Origin of the sequence: Acidovorax delafieldii 2AN (assembly GCF_000175235.1) — a bacterium.
Classification (GTDB): domain Bacteria; phylum Pseudomonadota; class Gammaproteobacteria; order Burkholderiales; family Burkholderiaceae_C; genus Acidovorax; species Acidovorax delafieldii_B.
Window position 1 is genome coordinate 19,566 of sequence record NZ_ACQT01000003.1, and the last position, 12,667, is coordinate 32,232.

General features: G+C 66.0%; 19 protein-coding genes. 6 read left to right on the top strand and 13 right to left on the bottom strand.

Going from position 1 to position 12,667, the window contains the following annotated elements; genetic code table 11:
* The first annotated feature begins 6 nt into the window (after positions 1–6).
* Positions 7–1,269, top strand: a complete 1,263-nt coding sequence (locus ACDELDRAFT_RS01180) for a metallophosphoesterase family protein (RefSeq protein WP_005792897.1) — start codon at positions 7–9, stop codon at positions 1,267–1,269.
* 17 nt (positions 1,270–1,286) lie between these two features.
* Here the strand turns inward: ACDELDRAFT_RS01180 and ACDELDRAFT_RS01185 are convergent, their stop codons facing one another.
* Both ACDELDRAFT_RS01185 and ACDELDRAFT_RS01190 read right to left on the bottom strand, forming a co-directional pair.
* A complete protein-coding gene (locus tag ACDELDRAFT_RS01185; RefSeq protein ID WP_005792898.1) occupies positions 1,287–2,252 on the bottom strand; it encodes a nucleotidyl transferase AbiEii/AbiGii toxin family protein in 966 nt (321 codons plus the stop codon).
* Positions 2,249–2,650, bottom strand: coding sequence for a hypothetical protein (locus ACDELDRAFT_RS01190; RefSeq protein WP_005792899.1), 402 nt, complete (start codon positions 2,648–2,650; stop codon positions 2,249–2,251). The genes ACDELDRAFT_RS01185 and ACDELDRAFT_RS01190 overlap by 4 nt, the downstream gene beginning before the upstream one ends.
* A gap of 269 nt (positions 2,651–2,919) precedes the next feature.
* On the opposite strand from ACDELDRAFT_RS01190, the gene ACDELDRAFT_RS01195 reads away from it, so the two are divergent.
* A complete protein-coding gene (locus tag ACDELDRAFT_RS01195) occupies positions 2,920–5,322 on the top strand; it encodes a DNA repair protein (RefSeq protein ID WP_232504684.1) in 2,403 nt (800 codons plus the stop codon).
* A 53-nt stretch (positions 5,323–5,375) separates the two neighbouring features.
* Here the strand turns inward: ACDELDRAFT_RS01195 and ACDELDRAFT_RS01200 are convergent, their stop codons facing one another.
* Positions 5,376–5,684: a DUF5983 family protein gene (locus tag ACDELDRAFT_RS01200; protein ID WP_005792901.1), complete on the bottom strand. Its 309-nt coding sequence runs from the start codon at positions 5,682–5,684 to the stop codon at positions 5,376–5,378.
* A 497-nt stretch (positions 5,685–6,181) separates the two neighbouring features.
* Between ACDELDRAFT_RS01200 and ACDELDRAFT_RS01205 the strand changes: the two genes are divergently transcribed.
* A complete protein-coding gene (locus ACDELDRAFT_RS01205; RefSeq protein WP_005792902.1) occupies positions 6,182–6,394 on the top strand; it encodes a hypothetical protein in 213 nt (70 codons plus the stop codon).
* 80 nt (positions 6,395–6,474) lie between these two features.
* Here the strand turns inward: ACDELDRAFT_RS01205 and ACDELDRAFT_RS01210 are convergent, their stop codons facing one another.
* The 4 genes from ACDELDRAFT_RS01210 to ACDELDRAFT_RS25305 form a co-directional block, all read right to left on the bottom strand.
* Positions 6,475–6,987, bottom strand: coding sequence for a hypothetical protein (locus ACDELDRAFT_RS01210; RefSeq protein ID WP_005792903.1), 513 nt, complete (start codon positions 6,985–6,987; stop codon positions 6,475–6,477).
* A gap of 143 nt (positions 6,988–7,130) precedes the next feature.
* On the bottom strand, positions 7,131–7,265 hold the full coding sequence (locus tag ACDELDRAFT_RS25945; RefSeq protein ID WP_269763804.1) for a hypothetical protein: 135 nt from the start codon (positions 7,263–7,265) through the stop codon (positions 7,131–7,133).
* 48 nt (positions 7,266–7,313) lie between these two features.
* Positions 7,314–7,538 carry a hypothetical protein gene (locus ACDELDRAFT_RS01220; RefSeq protein WP_005792905.1) on the bottom strand — a complete coding sequence of 75 codons (225 nt, stop codon included), beginning with the start codon at positions 7,536–7,538 and terminating at the stop codon, positions 7,314–7,316.
* Positions 7,539–7,540: 2 nt separating this feature from the next.
* A complete protein-coding gene (locus ACDELDRAFT_RS25305) occupies positions 7,541–7,717 on the bottom strand; it encodes a hypothetical protein (protein WP_005792906.1) in 177 nt (58 codons plus the stop codon).
* 565 nt (positions 7,718–8,282) lie between these two features.
* On the opposite strand from ACDELDRAFT_RS25305, the gene ACDELDRAFT_RS01225 reads away from it, so the two are divergent.
* Positions 8,283–8,477: a hypothetical protein gene (locus ACDELDRAFT_RS01225; RefSeq protein ID WP_232504685.1), complete on the top strand. Its 195-nt coding sequence runs from the start codon at positions 8,283–8,285 to the stop codon at positions 8,475–8,477.
* A gap of 45 nt (positions 8,478–8,522) precedes the next feature.
* On the opposite strand, the gene ACDELDRAFT_RS01230 is transcribed toward ACDELDRAFT_RS01225, so the two are convergent.
* The 6 genes from ACDELDRAFT_RS01230 to ACDELDRAFT_RS01255 all read right to left on the bottom strand — a co-directional run bounded on the left by ACDELDRAFT_RS01230 (position 8,523) and on the right by ACDELDRAFT_RS01255 (position 10,824).
* Positions 8,523–8,828 (bottom strand): hypothetical protein, encoded by a 306-nt coding sequence (locus tag ACDELDRAFT_RS01230; protein WP_005792908.1) that lies wholly within the window; start codon positions 8,826–8,828, stop codon positions 8,523–8,525.
* Positions 8,829–8,948: 120 nt separating this feature from the next.
* Positions 8,949–9,299: a hypothetical protein gene (locus ACDELDRAFT_RS01235; RefSeq protein ID WP_005792909.1), complete on the bottom strand. Its 351-nt coding sequence runs from the start codon at positions 9,297–9,299 to the stop codon at positions 8,949–8,951.
* A complete protein-coding gene (locus ACDELDRAFT_RS01240; protein ID WP_005792910.1) occupies positions 9,296–9,643 on the bottom strand; it encodes a hypothetical protein in 348 nt (115 codons plus the stop codon). Before ACDELDRAFT_RS01240 ends, ACDELDRAFT_RS01235 begins: the two co-directional genes overlap by 4 nt.
* Positions 9,640–9,957: a DUF5983 family protein gene (locus ACDELDRAFT_RS01245; RefSeq protein WP_005792911.1), complete on the bottom strand. Its 318-nt coding sequence runs from the start codon at positions 9,955–9,957 to the stop codon at positions 9,640–9,642. Before ACDELDRAFT_RS01245 ends, ACDELDRAFT_RS01240 begins: the two co-directional genes overlap by 4 nt.
* Positions 9,958–10,085: 128 nt before the next feature.
* Complete coding sequence (locus ACDELDRAFT_RS01250; protein ID WP_005792912.1) at positions 10,086–10,541, bottom strand: hypothetical protein; 456 nt, start codon at positions 10,539–10,541, stop codon at positions 10,086–10,088.
* A gap of 1 nt (position 10,542) precedes the next feature.
* Positions 10,543–10,824 (bottom strand): hypothetical protein, encoded by a 282-nt coding sequence (locus ACDELDRAFT_RS01255; protein ID WP_005792913.1) that lies wholly within the window; start codon positions 10,822–10,824, stop codon positions 10,543–10,545.
* 503 nt (positions 10,825–11,327) lie between these two features.
* Between ACDELDRAFT_RS01255 and ACDELDRAFT_RS01260 the strand changes: the two genes are divergently transcribed.
* Together ACDELDRAFT_RS01260 and ACDELDRAFT_RS01265 are read left to right on the top strand one after the other, a co-directional pair.
* Positions 11,328–12,002, top strand: a complete 675-nt coding sequence (locus ACDELDRAFT_RS01260) for a hypothetical protein (RefSeq protein WP_005792914.1) — start codon at positions 11,328–11,330, stop codon at positions 12,000–12,002.
* Between the two features lie 32 nt (positions 12,003–12,034).
* A complete protein-coding gene (locus tag ACDELDRAFT_RS01265) occupies positions 12,035–12,646 on the top strand; it encodes an RES family NAD+ phosphorylase (protein WP_232504686.1) in 612 nt (203 codons plus the stop codon).
* Positions 12,647–12,667 lie beyond the last annotated feature (21 nt).

Sequence of the window (12,667 nt, forward strand, 5' to 3'; positions counted from 1 at the left end):
GGCACCATGCGTATTGCACAATTTTCGGATCTTCACTACGGCACGAAGACCCTGGCGGAGGCCGACCGCTGCTTCGGCGCCGCCATCGACCGCGCCGTGGCCCTGGGCGTGAAGGCCGCCGTGATCTCGGGCGACGCGACCGACCATGCACTCGACCTGCATGCGCCCGCCGTGATCCGGCTGGTGGCGCAGGTTCGCCGCCTCGCCGATCACTGTCCGGTCCTCATTCTGCAGGGCACCTACTCGCACGAGCCCCCCGGCACGCTGGCGGTGTTCCGTTCGGTGGGCGGGCGTCATCCCATCCATGTTGCCGACTGCATCCAGCAGGTGGCGCTGACCCGGCGCGGCTGGGTGGCGTCGGCGGCCTGGTGCTTCGAGGTCTTGCCGCCGGATGCCGAGATGCTGGTTTTCTGTCTGCCCACGGTGAACAAGGCTGTGGTGGCCGCCGCCACCGGGGCGGTGGATGCGGCGCAGTCGGTGGGCGAGCAACTGGGGCGATTGCTTGCTGGATTCGCCCCGCTGAACCGGCGCGCACGCAGCCTGGGCTTGCCGACGATCGGGGTATCGCACGGCACGGTGTTCGGCTGCCTCAGCGAACACGGGGTTCCGATGGCGGGCTTCGACCATGAGTTCACCACCGGCGCGCTGTTTGCCGCCGAGGCCCAGGCTTGCATGCTGGGCCATATCCACCGGCACCAGTCCTGGATGCAGCAAGGGCTGGCGGGCGAGCAACTGATCGCCTATGCAGGCTCCATCGGCCGATTTCACTATGGCGAGGAGGGGGAGAAGGGATTTCTGCTGTGGGAGGTTGGCGCAGAGTGGGCCCGCTGCACCTTGGAACCCACCCCGGCGCGCCGAACCATGGACATCGTGTTCGAGGGTCGCCCGGATCTCGACACCTTGCGCGAGGCGGTCACGCGGCAGGACATCACGGGCGCCAGCGTGCGCGTGCGCTGGACCGTGGCGGAGGAAGACCGAGGCGCCGTGGATCGCGAGGCCATCCAGCGGGTGCTTGCCGGCGCGGCTGAAACCAAGCTGGAGGGCCGCATCGTTCCCGTGCTGCGCGCGCGCACGGCCGGCATCTCGCGCATGGCCCGGATGGAGGACAAGCTGCGCGCCTGGGCGCAGGTGTCCGACGTCAACCCGGAACCGCTGCTGGCGTGCCTGGCAGCGCTGGGGGAAGCAGCCCCCGAGGACATTGCCGCTGGCCTGCTGGGCGACCAGGGAGCAGAACCTCCGCCAGCTGAGCCAATGCGGCTGGTGGCCTGACGCGGTCGACGGACGGGCTATGGCAGCGCTTCGAGGAGCGCTTCGGCGACCGTGTTGAAGTCACTGAAAGCCTGCTCGAATGCCGGTGTCTCGCCGCCATAGACCAGGGGCAGCAGGTTGCCGGTGAATTCCGCCTGGATCTTGGTATCGGCGCGGGCTTGCCGCAGCGCGCCGTTCAGCACTTCAAGAGGCGCTGCGGCAAAGTCCGGGAACTGGGCGCCGAACTCCTTCTGGTCGCCCGCGACCAGCGCGGGGAAGGCCCGCCGGGCGTCGGCCAATGCTTCGGGCTGGCGCTGGTGAATGCGGTGCACGTCATACAGGTGCCGGACCAGGGCCGTATCCCAGGCCTGGCGCATCAGGCCGGCGCGGTGCTGGGCGTAGCGGCGCAGGAACGAGAGGATTTTTTCCGCGACGGTCTCGGCCACGGCCACCACAGGAACTTCAAAGGCCTGGTCGCTGCGGCCGGCGAGTTGGTCGGCCAGCGTGGTGATGCGGCAGATCTGCGAAGGCAGAACCGGCGCGCGTGCCGTCAATTCGATCTGCAGGTGAGGGCGAAGCCCGGCGGCAGAGGCATAGTGCCGCTCGTAGGTCCATTCGCTGCAGAAGTACCGGTTCTCGTTGAAAGCCAGCCCTTTGGCCTTGTTTTCGACCAGACCGATGCCGGCCAGGGTTTTGGTCACCTGGGCTTTTAGCGCGGAAAGCCGGCGGCGGATATCGGCGCGGGATGCCTGGCCCGCATCCGGGAGCACCACCTTCAGGTCCGCATCCTCGGACATGCGTTCGATCAGTCCGTAGGCCTTGGACAGGCTGGTGCCGCCGCAGAACACCAGTTGCACCCCTTCCGGCTTCAAGGCGAACAGGGCCCGCAACGCATCGGTCAGGTGCTCGTCCTTTTCCAGCAGGCCCGCCGTGATCGCGCCTGACTCGGCTTCCGCGACCAGCGCTTCGATCAGTTCCCGCCGCTCTGGCGCCAGCACCCTCATGCGTGTTCGTACTGGATCGCCTTGCCGTTGAAGCCCAGCTTGCGGGCGATGCGACGGCGGCCGACGTTGAGGGTGATGCCTGCTGGCACCTGGGTGCTTTGCCCGGCGTTGTATTCCCGGGTCAGGCGGCTGGCCATGACGGTCACGCCCAGCTTGTTCAGTGCCTGCGGAGCCAGAACTTCCAGCGGCCGTACCGGAATTGGCTTGCCGGTCAGCACACTCGGCTTGGCCTTGGCGTAAACGCCCAGGCCCAGGCGCACCAGCGTGCCGTCCAGCACCAGCTCGCGCAGTGCACGGCCCACCTGTGCGGCACTGCCGAACTGGTCGAATTCGCCGCGCAGCAGCACATCGTCGCTGCGGTTGGCGACGGAGCGTCTGATGCGGTTGAGTGTGTTCATGGTGGTGGAGGCGGTGATCCTTGGAGGATGATTTTACCTTTCCTGAAAATTCCCGTAACTTGCTGACTGGAAATGGGATTTCCGAACGAAACCCGATCATCTGATGGTGAAAGCGTTCCGCGGGCTGGCTGCAGCTCGCAGGAGCTTGATCTCTCCCGCACTCGCAGGAAACTGGGATTCATCAACCCCTGGAGATCACTGCCATGCAACTACTTTCCCTGACCCTGAAAGGCTTTCGTGGGATTCGCGACGGCTTGGGCCTGGATGTCTTGACCCTGGACTTCGAGGCCCTGTGCGATGGGGCCGAGCTGGTGGCCATCGCAGGCGCCAATGGGCGTGGCAAGTCCACGGTGCTCGACAACATGCATCCGTACCTCACCATGCCCTCGCGCGCGTCCGCCGCAGGCGCTGGCGGCTTCAGCTACTACGACCATGTGTTTCTCCCCGAGAACGAAAAGGATCTGGTCTGGGCCCTGGAGGGGCGCTGCTACCGCTCCCAGGTCGTGATCCGGCTCAACGGCCGACGCCGGACGGAGGCCTTCCTGTTCGTACTCTCCGATACAGGGGCATGGCACCCGGTCACGCTCGAGGACGGCACGGTGTCGGATGGCAAGATCGAAACCTATACGCGCTGCGTGGAGCACCTGTGCGGCAGCGCCGATACCTTCTTCACCTCAGTCTTCGGAGCCCAGGGCAAGCGCCAGCTCAGCGACTACCGCAACGCGGAGGTCAAGACGCTGCTGGCCGACCTGCTGGGGCAGGAGCAAATCCGCGAACTGGGGCGCAAGGCGGGGGAGACGGCCAAGCTGTTGAAGGCGGGGCTCGTGGCGGTGCGCCAGGAAGCCGCGGCCATGGACTCCGAGGCCGCGCGGCTGGTACAAGCGCAGGCCGATGTAGACGATGCGCCGGCCCGTGCCGATCGAGCCCAGGCAGCCGTGACGGCAGCCGCCTTGGCGCTGGAGAGGGCGCGACAAGCCTATGTCCAGGTCACGGTGCAGCGCGAGCAGGCCCGCGAGACCGACGCGCGGCGTGCCCAGTTGCAGCAGGAGCGGGAAGCTACGCAAGCAGCGGACCGAGCGGCGATGCAGGAACTAGCGGACCGCGAACAAGCTGAGCGCCAGCGGTTGGACCGGCTCACGCGCCGCGTTGCACAGCGGCAAGCTCAGGCCGGGCAGCGTCGAGAACGCTTGGAGGACGCACAGACCCAATGCCGCACTTTGTTGGCTCGGGAACACCTCGTGCGCAACGCGGTACGGCGCTTGCCGCAGGCCGAGCGCTTGCTGGCGCTGCGCGATGAGCGTGCATGCCAGGGTCGAGACCGGGTGGCAGAGCGGGAGCAGGCGCAAAGCCAGTTGCGCATCTTGAAGCAGCGGGTTCAGGGCATTGAGCGCGAAGCAGGGCAGGCCGCCCTGCAGGCGCAGTCGCTCCGGCGCCGTTTTGGGTTGACCGCGGAGGTGCCGTGCGCGGGCCTGCCGCTGCAGGGGGCTTGCCAGTTGCTGGCCGATGCCCGGGAGGCTCAGGCGCTGATCCCGAGCGCCGATGCGGTGCTGCGGCGTCTGGCCGACGAGAAGGCAGAGGTCGAGCGGGACGGACGTGCCGTCAAGGCACGGATCCAGGCCTTGGCGCCGGCCGGCGATCAATTGGAGACGGCCGAGCGGTACCTGGAGCGCGCTCGCCATCGTGCGTCACGGCTTGCTTTGCTGGCGGCGAAGGCGGACGACATGCGGGTCGTGCGGCAGCGCCTGGCCGACGTTCAGGATGAATTGACTGGTCTCGGTGATCCTGGGCGAGAAGATGCCTCGGCTGAAGCGGGTGCCGAACGGGAGGAGCGTGATTCCATCGCCGCCGCGCTGCAGGTCATTGATGCACAGCGGACGCAGCAATCCGATCGGCTGCGGCAGGCGCTGGCGCGGCTGGACACGGTACTGCAGGCATTGCCGGAACCCTTTGACCCCCAGAGGCTTGACGCCGCCGAGGCGGCGCGCGATCGCGCTGTCGCCGCGCACGAGGGCGCGCAGCGGGAGCACATGGACGCTCTGAAGCAACTGGAAAGCCTGACGTCGCTGCGTCAGCAGCAGAACGCATTGGCCGAGCGCCAGGCCGCGGCGCACCGACGTGCCCAGCGCATCGGAGGCGCGATGGGCGACTGGACCCTGCTGGCGCGGTGCATGAGCTATGACGGCTTGATCGCGCTGGCGATCGACGATGCGGGGCCGGCTCTGTCGGGTCTGGCGAACGAATTGCTGCTGGCCTGCTATGGCCTACGTTTCACCGTATGCATCCTCACGCAGGTCGAGACGGCCAAGGGCGAGAAGCGGGAAGACTTCGACATCCTGGTGCATGACGCCGAATCGGGGGAAAGCAAGAGTGTGCGGCTGATGAGTGGAGGGGAGCGGGTCTGGATCAACGAATGCCTGGTACGGGCCGTGGCGCTGTATCTGGAGCAGACCAGTGAGCGGCATTACGAGACCCTGTTCTCGGATGAGGCCGACGGTGCGCTGGATCCCGAGCGCAAGCGCATGTTCGGAGCGATGAAGCGTGAGGTGTTGCGGCTGGGCGGCTACCGGCGCGAGTTCTTTGTTTCGCAGACGCCCGAACTGGCGGGCATGGCCGATGTAGTGATCGATCTGGAGGCACTGCGGACTGACGCCGATCCGGTTTCCTTGGCGTGATGGTGATGAAGGTGGGGCAGAACATGGCGTAGAGTTTCAGTGCATGGGTGGTCTCACAAGACGGGGGCTTGGGAGCCGAAGGTCGGAAGTCCCTCGATGATGGGTGCTTCGCTGTCGAATTTGAGCCAGGCGATACCGGCTTGCTCGGCGAGCTCGAAAATAGCAGCCAGATCGGGCTCCGTCGGTAAGCGGTAGCGCGGCGAGCCCACGAATACAAAGCCTCCGAAGTCGGTTGGATAGGCGTTGACGGACAGATCGTCTTCTCGCAGCTTCTGCCGCGTGGCTAGCGTCAGGTGGGTCAGCGAAAGCGCCGCCAGCGGTTCAGCCAATTCGCATAGCCGCTCGATGCAATGAGCGTGCATGGTTTACTCCTTGTGTGGCGCTGCCGGCTTGGTCTCCGGGATGCCTTGTGGACTTCGCGGACACCATGTCGCAGTTCTGCAAGCCCACCGGAATTCCCATACGCGGAGCCGAAAGCGGATCACGGCTCGCTGTGTGTTTTCGGCATGTGCGCGCCGTGACATCTTTTGGAGCATTGATACCCGATAGGCGAACGACGTCAGGAGAAAAGTGGACTCTGGCAGTGTGGCCCTGACTTCGCCGTGTCACAAGGGGGAAAACCTGCGCGGGCAGGAAACCGATGTCAATGACGTGTAATTCATCCTCGGATTCGGAGGGAAATTGCACAGCGGTGTCGCCAATTGTCAACGCAGAAGAGGCTCGATGCGCGTGGCATGCAATCTCGTGACACTCGAAAGTCACTTCAGTGTCATTCGAGAAATCTTTTGATCAAGTCCCGATAAATCGGTCTCAGACAGGTTCTTTTGCGTCAGTATGGTGGCCATCGAAGGGTTTCACCATGATCCGCCTGGGCTCCCAGATCCGTTTGACGCAGAAGGAAATCGAGTATTTCCGTTGGCTGACCGACATCGAGCCGGTCGGTATCCGCACGCACGCGGATCTCGATGCGTATGTGGCGAAGTGCAAGGCGCACTATTGGGGCGTTTCCCGCGACACGCAGTTCCTTCACTGGATGATCGACCAGGAAGTGGCGCGTTGCCTGGCCGCGTGAGCCTGTCAGCAGGGTGGGTAGGGCTTGGGGGAAGCACCGCATTCCCCCGGCCGGGTGGCCAGGGGAACGAGATGTATGGCTCAGCCAGCGGCTTGAGCCGCTCGGGGCGCAGAATCCACCGTTTCGGACTGCGCCTGCGGGGCGGCAGGTGTCTCCGCGGTGGCGGGCGCCTTGAATGCCGCGCGGGCGGCACGTACCTTCGGGCTTTTGGCCAGGCGCTGGATCTGCGCCGTCGCGGGCTCGGCAATCTCGTCGGGCAGGCAGGCCGCGGCGAGGTCGCCTCCGTGTCCCAGCGCGCGCCGTGCATTCGCCGGAAACCGGACGAACAAGCCGCCGAGCAGCCAGCGCACGAAGCGGCCAAAGCGTTGGTTGCGTGCCTCGCGCGCCTGGTGCAGGCGCAGCGATTCGCGGCAGCACAGGTACAGCGCCAGGTGCTCGCGCTTCATCTCGGGGTCGCTGTCCAACTGCGCCAGCACTTCGGCGGCGATCACCGGATCCTTGCCGGCGCGCCGGTAGAAGGACACCCAGGCACGTTCCTCTTCCATGCCGATGGCGCCGCGCTTGGGGCGGGGTCGCGCTGCGGTCAGGTTCATGGTCCTATCTCCTTGCTTGTGGGAAGCACGCGCCCAGACCCATTCGGGAGGCGTCAGTCTCCCGGGGTTGTGGCGGTGTGCAGCCTTGCTAAGCTGGCATCCCACACGCCTTGAAAGGCCCACACATGCTCCGTGCAGGCCACTCACTCCGGTTCACGCCCACCGAGATCGAGGAACTCCGTAGAGTCGGACTTGATGTCGGTGGGACGCGAACGCAGGACGATCTCGACCAGGCGCTGGCCCGATGGGCCGGCACGCTGGCCGGGGAACGTCCGCAACTGCTGGACAAGATCGCCTCTGCCATGGCCGAAGCGAAGGGAGCCTCGCTACCCGCGCGCTTGACGCGCGTGCGCTGAGGCGCCTCGCTGGGCGTTGGCTTCGGCGACCGCGATCCAGCGGTCGGCGATCCGGTCCAGGTAGACCAGATCGTCGGTTTCGATTTCGCCCGCCGTGCGCAGACGGGCGATGACTTCCTTGACCAGGAACGGATCGTCCCGGGCCAGTTCGACGACAGTGGCGGCGATGCGCCGGCGGTACAGATCGACCTGCATGGTCAAGCTGCTTCGCGGCAGTCCGCGCACGAGCGGCCCATGCACTTGCCGAGGCAAGGCCGGGGACGCAGCAGCACCGCGAGCTTGCGCTGCGGCAAGGGGGCAGGGCGGGCGAGGCCTGATCCACCCAACAGCACCGGAATGCGGCGCGACTCTCTGGCTGCAAGGGCAGCGAACATGGCGTTCTCCTTTGGTGAAAAAGGGGAACGCCCAACCCTGGCGGGGACTGGGGGTCCCCGTTCGGGTGTACCTCGCAGGTGCGAGGCGGCTTGGCGTCAGCCTTGCGGGCTGGCGTGGGATGAAGGCCCAGTGCCTTACGGCAAGGGCCTTTGCTCGGTGGCGCGCAACCGTGAAGTCGCGCGTCAGTTGGGAAGGTCGACCTGACGGCCGACAGGAACTCACGGCTGCCGAAGCAACCGCCCAGGCCGGGGCCTGGGAACTCGAGGGCAGGTAACGACTGCGACGCCAGCAGGACTGGACTTCGGCGCAGCCAAGGCTGCGAGGAAGGCTTGGTGGACGCGATGCCCACAGGAAGCCCTTGCAGTATGGTCTGCGCGCTGGCCTGCGGTCGACGCATCGGAGCGCGCCAGCCGAAAATACCCGTCAGACCGGGCATTTGCGGGTGGAGTCCTGATACCGGCAGTAGCTCTCATCAATAAAAATGCCCCACCACCTTGCGGTAGTAGGGCGCAAACTCACGCGGCCTGACGCATCACGGCACGCGATCTGTTCAATCTGGCGCTCGTGATCGAGAATGAGCCCGCGCAGCTTGAACGGGCCCGTCCCTTCATGCTGCGCCACCGGGACACTTTCCTGGCGCAGATCCGGGCACCGCATCCCAGCCTTCGGGCCGGGTTCGGTGCCATCGCCACGCTGGACTACCGGCCGAGCTTCGAGCACTGCGTGGCAGAGGCTGACGCCTTCCTGAGTGCGTTGTAGCGACGGGTGATCCGGCCAGGGCCGCGGAGCGCGGCGCTGTGGGGATCAATACTCGTCGGGCAGCAGCAGCGTGGTCACGCTCCGATCCCACTCGGTGATGATCCAGAGCTTCAGATCGGGCGTGACCTGGTAGGACGAGAACAGCCGATCCCCGCCGGACTGCAGCGCAGCGTCGTTCAGACGCCGGTCGCTGTCGTCGAGATCGCCCCAGTCACCGCTGAGATGGCGGTACAGGTACGGCGCGGGGTCGAGCCGGCCTTCCTCGATCAGCGCATCGACGCCGATGGTCATGACCACCTGCCCAGAGGCGAATCGAGCTTGGGCGGGAAGAATGAGAACTGCGAATGCCATAGTGGTTGCTCCTTGGAGAAGAAAGGGGCCGCGGCACCCGCAGGGGCGGGCCCCGATGGGTGGATGAGGTGCCTGGGGCGTAGATCTCCTTCATGCGCGGGCGGCTCGGGGTCGCGGCTCTCATGACTTGTCTCCCTGTGGGCCGGCGTTCCGGTCAGAGTCCGATGGGGCGGAGCGCCAGGACAGCGCTTCGTTGTCGAACAACTCACCTTCTTCGTCGTACTGCTGCCAGATGCCGCCTGCCGGATCCGGCAGCGCATCGTTGCCGTGTATCCCCACGTACCAGACATCCTCGAAAGGCTCGGCCGGATGATGGATCTCGCCGCCGCAGTAGTCGCAGATGACCAGGGCGATGTCGGTCATGAAGCCCTGGAAGGCTTCATAGGCCTCCAACTGCCCCGTCGCCGATGTGTCGGTCAACAAGCGCGTGACGATTTCGGCGATCTCCTGTGTAGTTACTTGCTTGCTCATGCTGTTGACCCTCCCGAAGGCTGCAGGACGACCGGAGGCTGGTTGAGGTGGTGCTCGACCACCCGGTTGCCGGCGTTGAAGCACTGGTCGAGGAAGATGCTCTCGATCAGGCTCGCAGGAGGCTCAATGCCCAGGGCCGCCAGTTGGTTGGCCACCGTGTTGATGTCCGTCCAGTCGAGTCCGGGTTCCGCCAGGCTGTCGTAGAGGAGCACCTCGGCCTGCCGGTCTGCCGCGCCATCGTCGCGCACCACGTGCAGGAACAGCTCGCGCAGTGGCCGGTCATAGCCGGCCACCACGGTGACCGCTTGGCCCTCATGGATCAGGTGAAGGATGTGGCGGCTCATGAGGGCATCTCCTGATCCGGGAAGGTGGCGAAGCCTTCGACCGTCTCGGCATCGGCATCGAACTTGAGCCAGACGATGCCGCCCGCCCGGGCTGCGGTGAAGAGCGGAATCAGTTCCGGCTCGGACGGGGCGTTTTCGCCAGCAGGGCCGACGTAGACGAACCCGCCGTAGTCGTTGGGGTAGGCGAGGACCGACAGTTCGTCGTCGGCGAGGCGTTGGCGAGTAGCGGGACGCAGGTACGCAATCGAGATCGCGGCCAGGGGCTCGGCGTGCTGCAATAGATGCTGCATGGGGATTGCAGACATGGGGTGCATGGGTTTTCTCCTTTCGTAGATGGGGAGCGTCGAACCAAAGGGTTCGGCGTCCCGCAAGGAACAGGGGTAATTGGGTGGGCTGGCCTTGCCGGGGCACCAGCCCCGGTTTGCGGCGGTCCGCTGGGTTGCTACGCAGCGCGGGGCGGGACTGCTGTCTCGGTGACGCGCGCGTCCGGTCCGAAATCCACGCCGCTGATCAGGTAGTGCCGCCCTGTGGACGGGTCACGCACCTCGATGGAGTGGGGTGAGTGGATGCGGGTGACCTCGCATTCGCCCAGCCGCTGCGTTGCGACCAGATCGCCGGGGCACAGTGCGCCTTCGCGCGACAGTCGCACCAGGCGCAGGGTGCCGGGCGGCACGGGCTCGGGCCGTGGCGGCTCCGTGTACGACCCGATGAAGCGGCGCCGGCAGATGTGCCGGGCCGAGTCGCGGGTTTGGGCGTCAACCGCCTCGCCATAGGTCATCGCGTAGCTGTCCAGCACCTCGTCGAGCATGGACTCGCTGCGCATTTCGGCGTCGCGATCCAGCCGCTCAATGGCTATCTTGGCCCACAGGGGCAGGTACTGGTAGGGCGTCGGTCCCATGTCAGTGTTCCTGGGTGGAGACAGATTCTTCGGACGGCCCGGCGCCGAGGCGGGCCAGCAGCCGGTCGATCTGGGCGATGCCGAAGTCCCAGGGCTCGAAGCTGCGGCCAGGGAGCGCAACGCCTTCGGTTTGCACGAGCTGCAGGGCCTCGACCTTGAGTTCGCGCAGCCGGTGGAGCCCTTCGTAGACGAGTTCGGCATCGCTGTCGCCGAGCAGAGACTCGAGATCGACGGTGGCATGGGCCGGCTTCGGGCCGGCCTGATCGGTATGAGACGGGGGCATGGTGTTCTCGCCAGGAAGTGGGGAGGGAACACTGCTCCCTGGGAGACAGTGCTCCCAGGGGGAAATCGGCAGCGGGAACAAGCCCGTGCCACGGCAGGTAACGACTGCGACGCCCGGCGTGGCCGGGATGGCTTCCTCGACGGAAGCAGGGGAGCCTTGAGTGTGGGCCCGCGGACATGGCCTGGGGCGGCGACACGAGTTCCGCTCCCCGCAAAGTCCCATGGAGCCAGGCATTTGCGGGTGGCATTGGCAGCGCGGTTCGGTAGGGGGCAGTGCGCCACGGGCCGGGGCGAGCCATGCCCATGAAGCTGTACGAGCATGGGCGACGCTGGAGCCCGTTCGCGCCCGCAAGGTCAGGGGGATTCCAGCCGATTGCCGGTGGCGACTGCTCCTGCAGTGCGTGGCACAGCGACTCGGCTCCGGGATGCCGATCGTCGGCAGTTCGACCAAATTGACCTTTTGATGTATGATTTCATCAATCTGGTCAAACGGAGTTCAATGCCATGGCGAAGACCGCATCCCACATGCTGCAGGGCGACGTGTTCACCGTGCAGCCCTACCGCGCCGACCGAGGACATGGCTCGCGCGCTGGCCGGGCCTTTGTGCTCGAAGTGGCAGACGAGGCGGCCTCGAGCACCTTGCTGGCTTCGCTGCCGCTGCTGGACCGCCTGCTGGGAGAGAAGATCGCCGCGGTGCGCGAGCGCCGCATGGAGGAAATGGTCGACTTCATGGCGGCGCGCATGCTTGCCCCCAGCGTTGTCGAACTGGAGATGGCGCAGAGGCTCGCGCAGCGCCATGCCCGCATCCTCAACGAGTTCGGCTTCTTCAGTGCAGAGCAACTGGCCGATGCCAACGGCTCCCAGGCCAGCAATCGCACGGCTCTGGCCGACAACTGGCGCAAGCGCCGCCAGGTGTTCGCCGTGCCCCACCCGGACAAGGCGGCGCGCGAGCGCGACGTCTATCCGGCCTTCCAGTTCGAGAACGGCAAGCCGGTCAAGGCGGTGCAGGAGGTGCTGGAGGCCTTCGGCGGACGCAAGGCGCCCTGGAAATTGGCGCTGTGGTTCACCTCGAACAACGGCTGGCTGGCGGGCAGCGCCCGCCCGGTTGACCTGCTGATCACCGATCCGCAGGCCGTTATTGATGCGGCCCGGCGCGACGCCGAGGGGAGTGCGGCTTGACGTGTCGCGTACCGGTCCCTCCGCTCAATCCCTTGTTCGATACCTGGGCGGCGGGCCGGGTGATCCACGTCATTCATGACACCGCGTTCGCACCCGAGAGCTTCAACCCAGGTGTGGATGGAGCAGGGCGGCTGCGCAAGCCGACCCGCTTCGCTCCGATCCGGGATGCCAAGGGCAAGGTAGTCCCCTACCTGTACGGTGGATCGACGCTGGACTGCGCGATCTTCGAGACCGTGTTCCATGACGTGCCGATCGATGCGGCTGACAAGTTCGTGGATCTGGACGACTTCGCGCAGCGTGGCCACGCCGAACTGATCCCCAACCGGGACTTGAAACTGGTGGACCTGACGAGCGAGGGGTTGCACCGGTTGAAGGTGCCGAAGGACGAGTTGATCGCCTCTCCAGCTCGCGATTACCCGGACACGGCCCTGTGGGCTCAGGCGCTGCACCGGCAGTTTCCCGACGTGGATGGCCTGCTGTGGATGTCGCGCCAGCGGGATCGTGACCATGCGCTGCTGCTGTTCGGTGACCGACTGCGTGGTGTGCTGAGCGGCTCGCGCATCGGCGGGTCGCTGGCCAGGAACTTCACGCTGCGCGATGCCGTGCTGCAGGCTGCGCTGCGCGCCGGCATCGAGGCCGATTGACCGGTGTACATGCAATAAAGA

What these genes read in the sequence shown, in the direction of transcription:
- ACDELDRAFT_RS01180 (WP_005792897.1), top strand. Translation starts at nt 7, where the DNA reads ATGCGTATTGCACAATTTTCGGATCTTCACTACGGCACGAAGACCCTG.
- ACDELDRAFT_RS01185 (WP_005792898.1), bottom strand. Translation starts at nt 2,252, where the DNA reads ATGAGGGTGCTGGCGCCAGAGCGGCGGGAACTGATCGAAGCGCTGGTC.
- ACDELDRAFT_RS01190 (WP_005792899.1), bottom strand. Translation starts at nt 2,650, where the DNA reads ATGAACACACTCAACCGCATCAGACGCTCCGTCGCCAACCGCAGCGAC.
- ACDELDRAFT_RS01200 (WP_005792901.1), bottom strand. Translation starts at nt 5,684, where the DNA reads ATGCACGCTCATTGCATCGAGCGGCTATGCGAATTGGCTGAACCGCTG.
- ACDELDRAFT_RS01205 (WP_005792902.1), top strand. Translation starts at nt 6,182, where the DNA reads ATGATCCGCCTGGGCTCCCAGATCCGTTTGACGCAGAAGGAAATCGAG.
- ACDELDRAFT_RS01210 (WP_005792903.1), bottom strand. Translation starts at nt 6,987, where the DNA reads ATGAACCTGACCGCAGCGCGACCCCGCCCCAAGCGCGGCGCCATCGGC.
- ACDELDRAFT_RS01220 (WP_005792905.1), bottom strand. Translation starts at nt 7,538, where the DNA reads ATGCAGGTCGATCTGTACCGCCGGCGCATCGCCGCCACTGTCGTCGAA.
- ACDELDRAFT_RS25305 (WP_005792906.1), bottom strand. Translation starts at nt 7,717, where the DNA reads ATGTTCGCTGCCCTTGCAGCCAGAGAGTCGCGCCGCATTCCGGTGCTG.
- ACDELDRAFT_RS01230 (WP_005792908.1), bottom strand. Translation starts at nt 8,828, where the DNA reads ATGGCATTCGCAGTTCTCATTCTTCCCGCCCAAGCTCGATTCGCCTCT.
- ACDELDRAFT_RS01235 (WP_005792909.1), bottom strand. Translation starts at nt 9,299, where the DNA reads ATGAGCAAGCAAGTAACTACACAGGAGATCGCCGAAATCGTCACGCGC.
- ACDELDRAFT_RS01240 (WP_005792910.1), bottom strand. Translation starts at nt 9,643, where the DNA reads ATGAGCCGCCACATCCTTCACCTGATCCATGAGGGCCAAGCGGTCACC.
- ACDELDRAFT_RS01245 (WP_005792911.1), bottom strand. Translation starts at nt 9,957, where the DNA reads ATGCACCCCATGTCTGCAATCCCCATGCAGCATCTATTGCAGCACGCC.
- ACDELDRAFT_RS01250 (WP_005792912.1), bottom strand. Translation starts at nt 10,541, where the DNA reads ATGGGACCGACGCCCTACCAGTACCTGCCCCTGTGGGCCAAGATAGCC.
- ACDELDRAFT_RS01255 (WP_005792913.1), bottom strand. Translation starts at nt 10,824, where the DNA reads ATGCCCCCGTCTCATACCGATCAGGCCGGCCCGAAGCCGGCCCATGCC.
- ACDELDRAFT_RS01260 (WP_005792914.1), top strand. Translation starts at nt 11,328, where the DNA reads ATGGCGAAGACCGCATCCCACATGCTGCAGGGCGACGTGTTCACCGTG.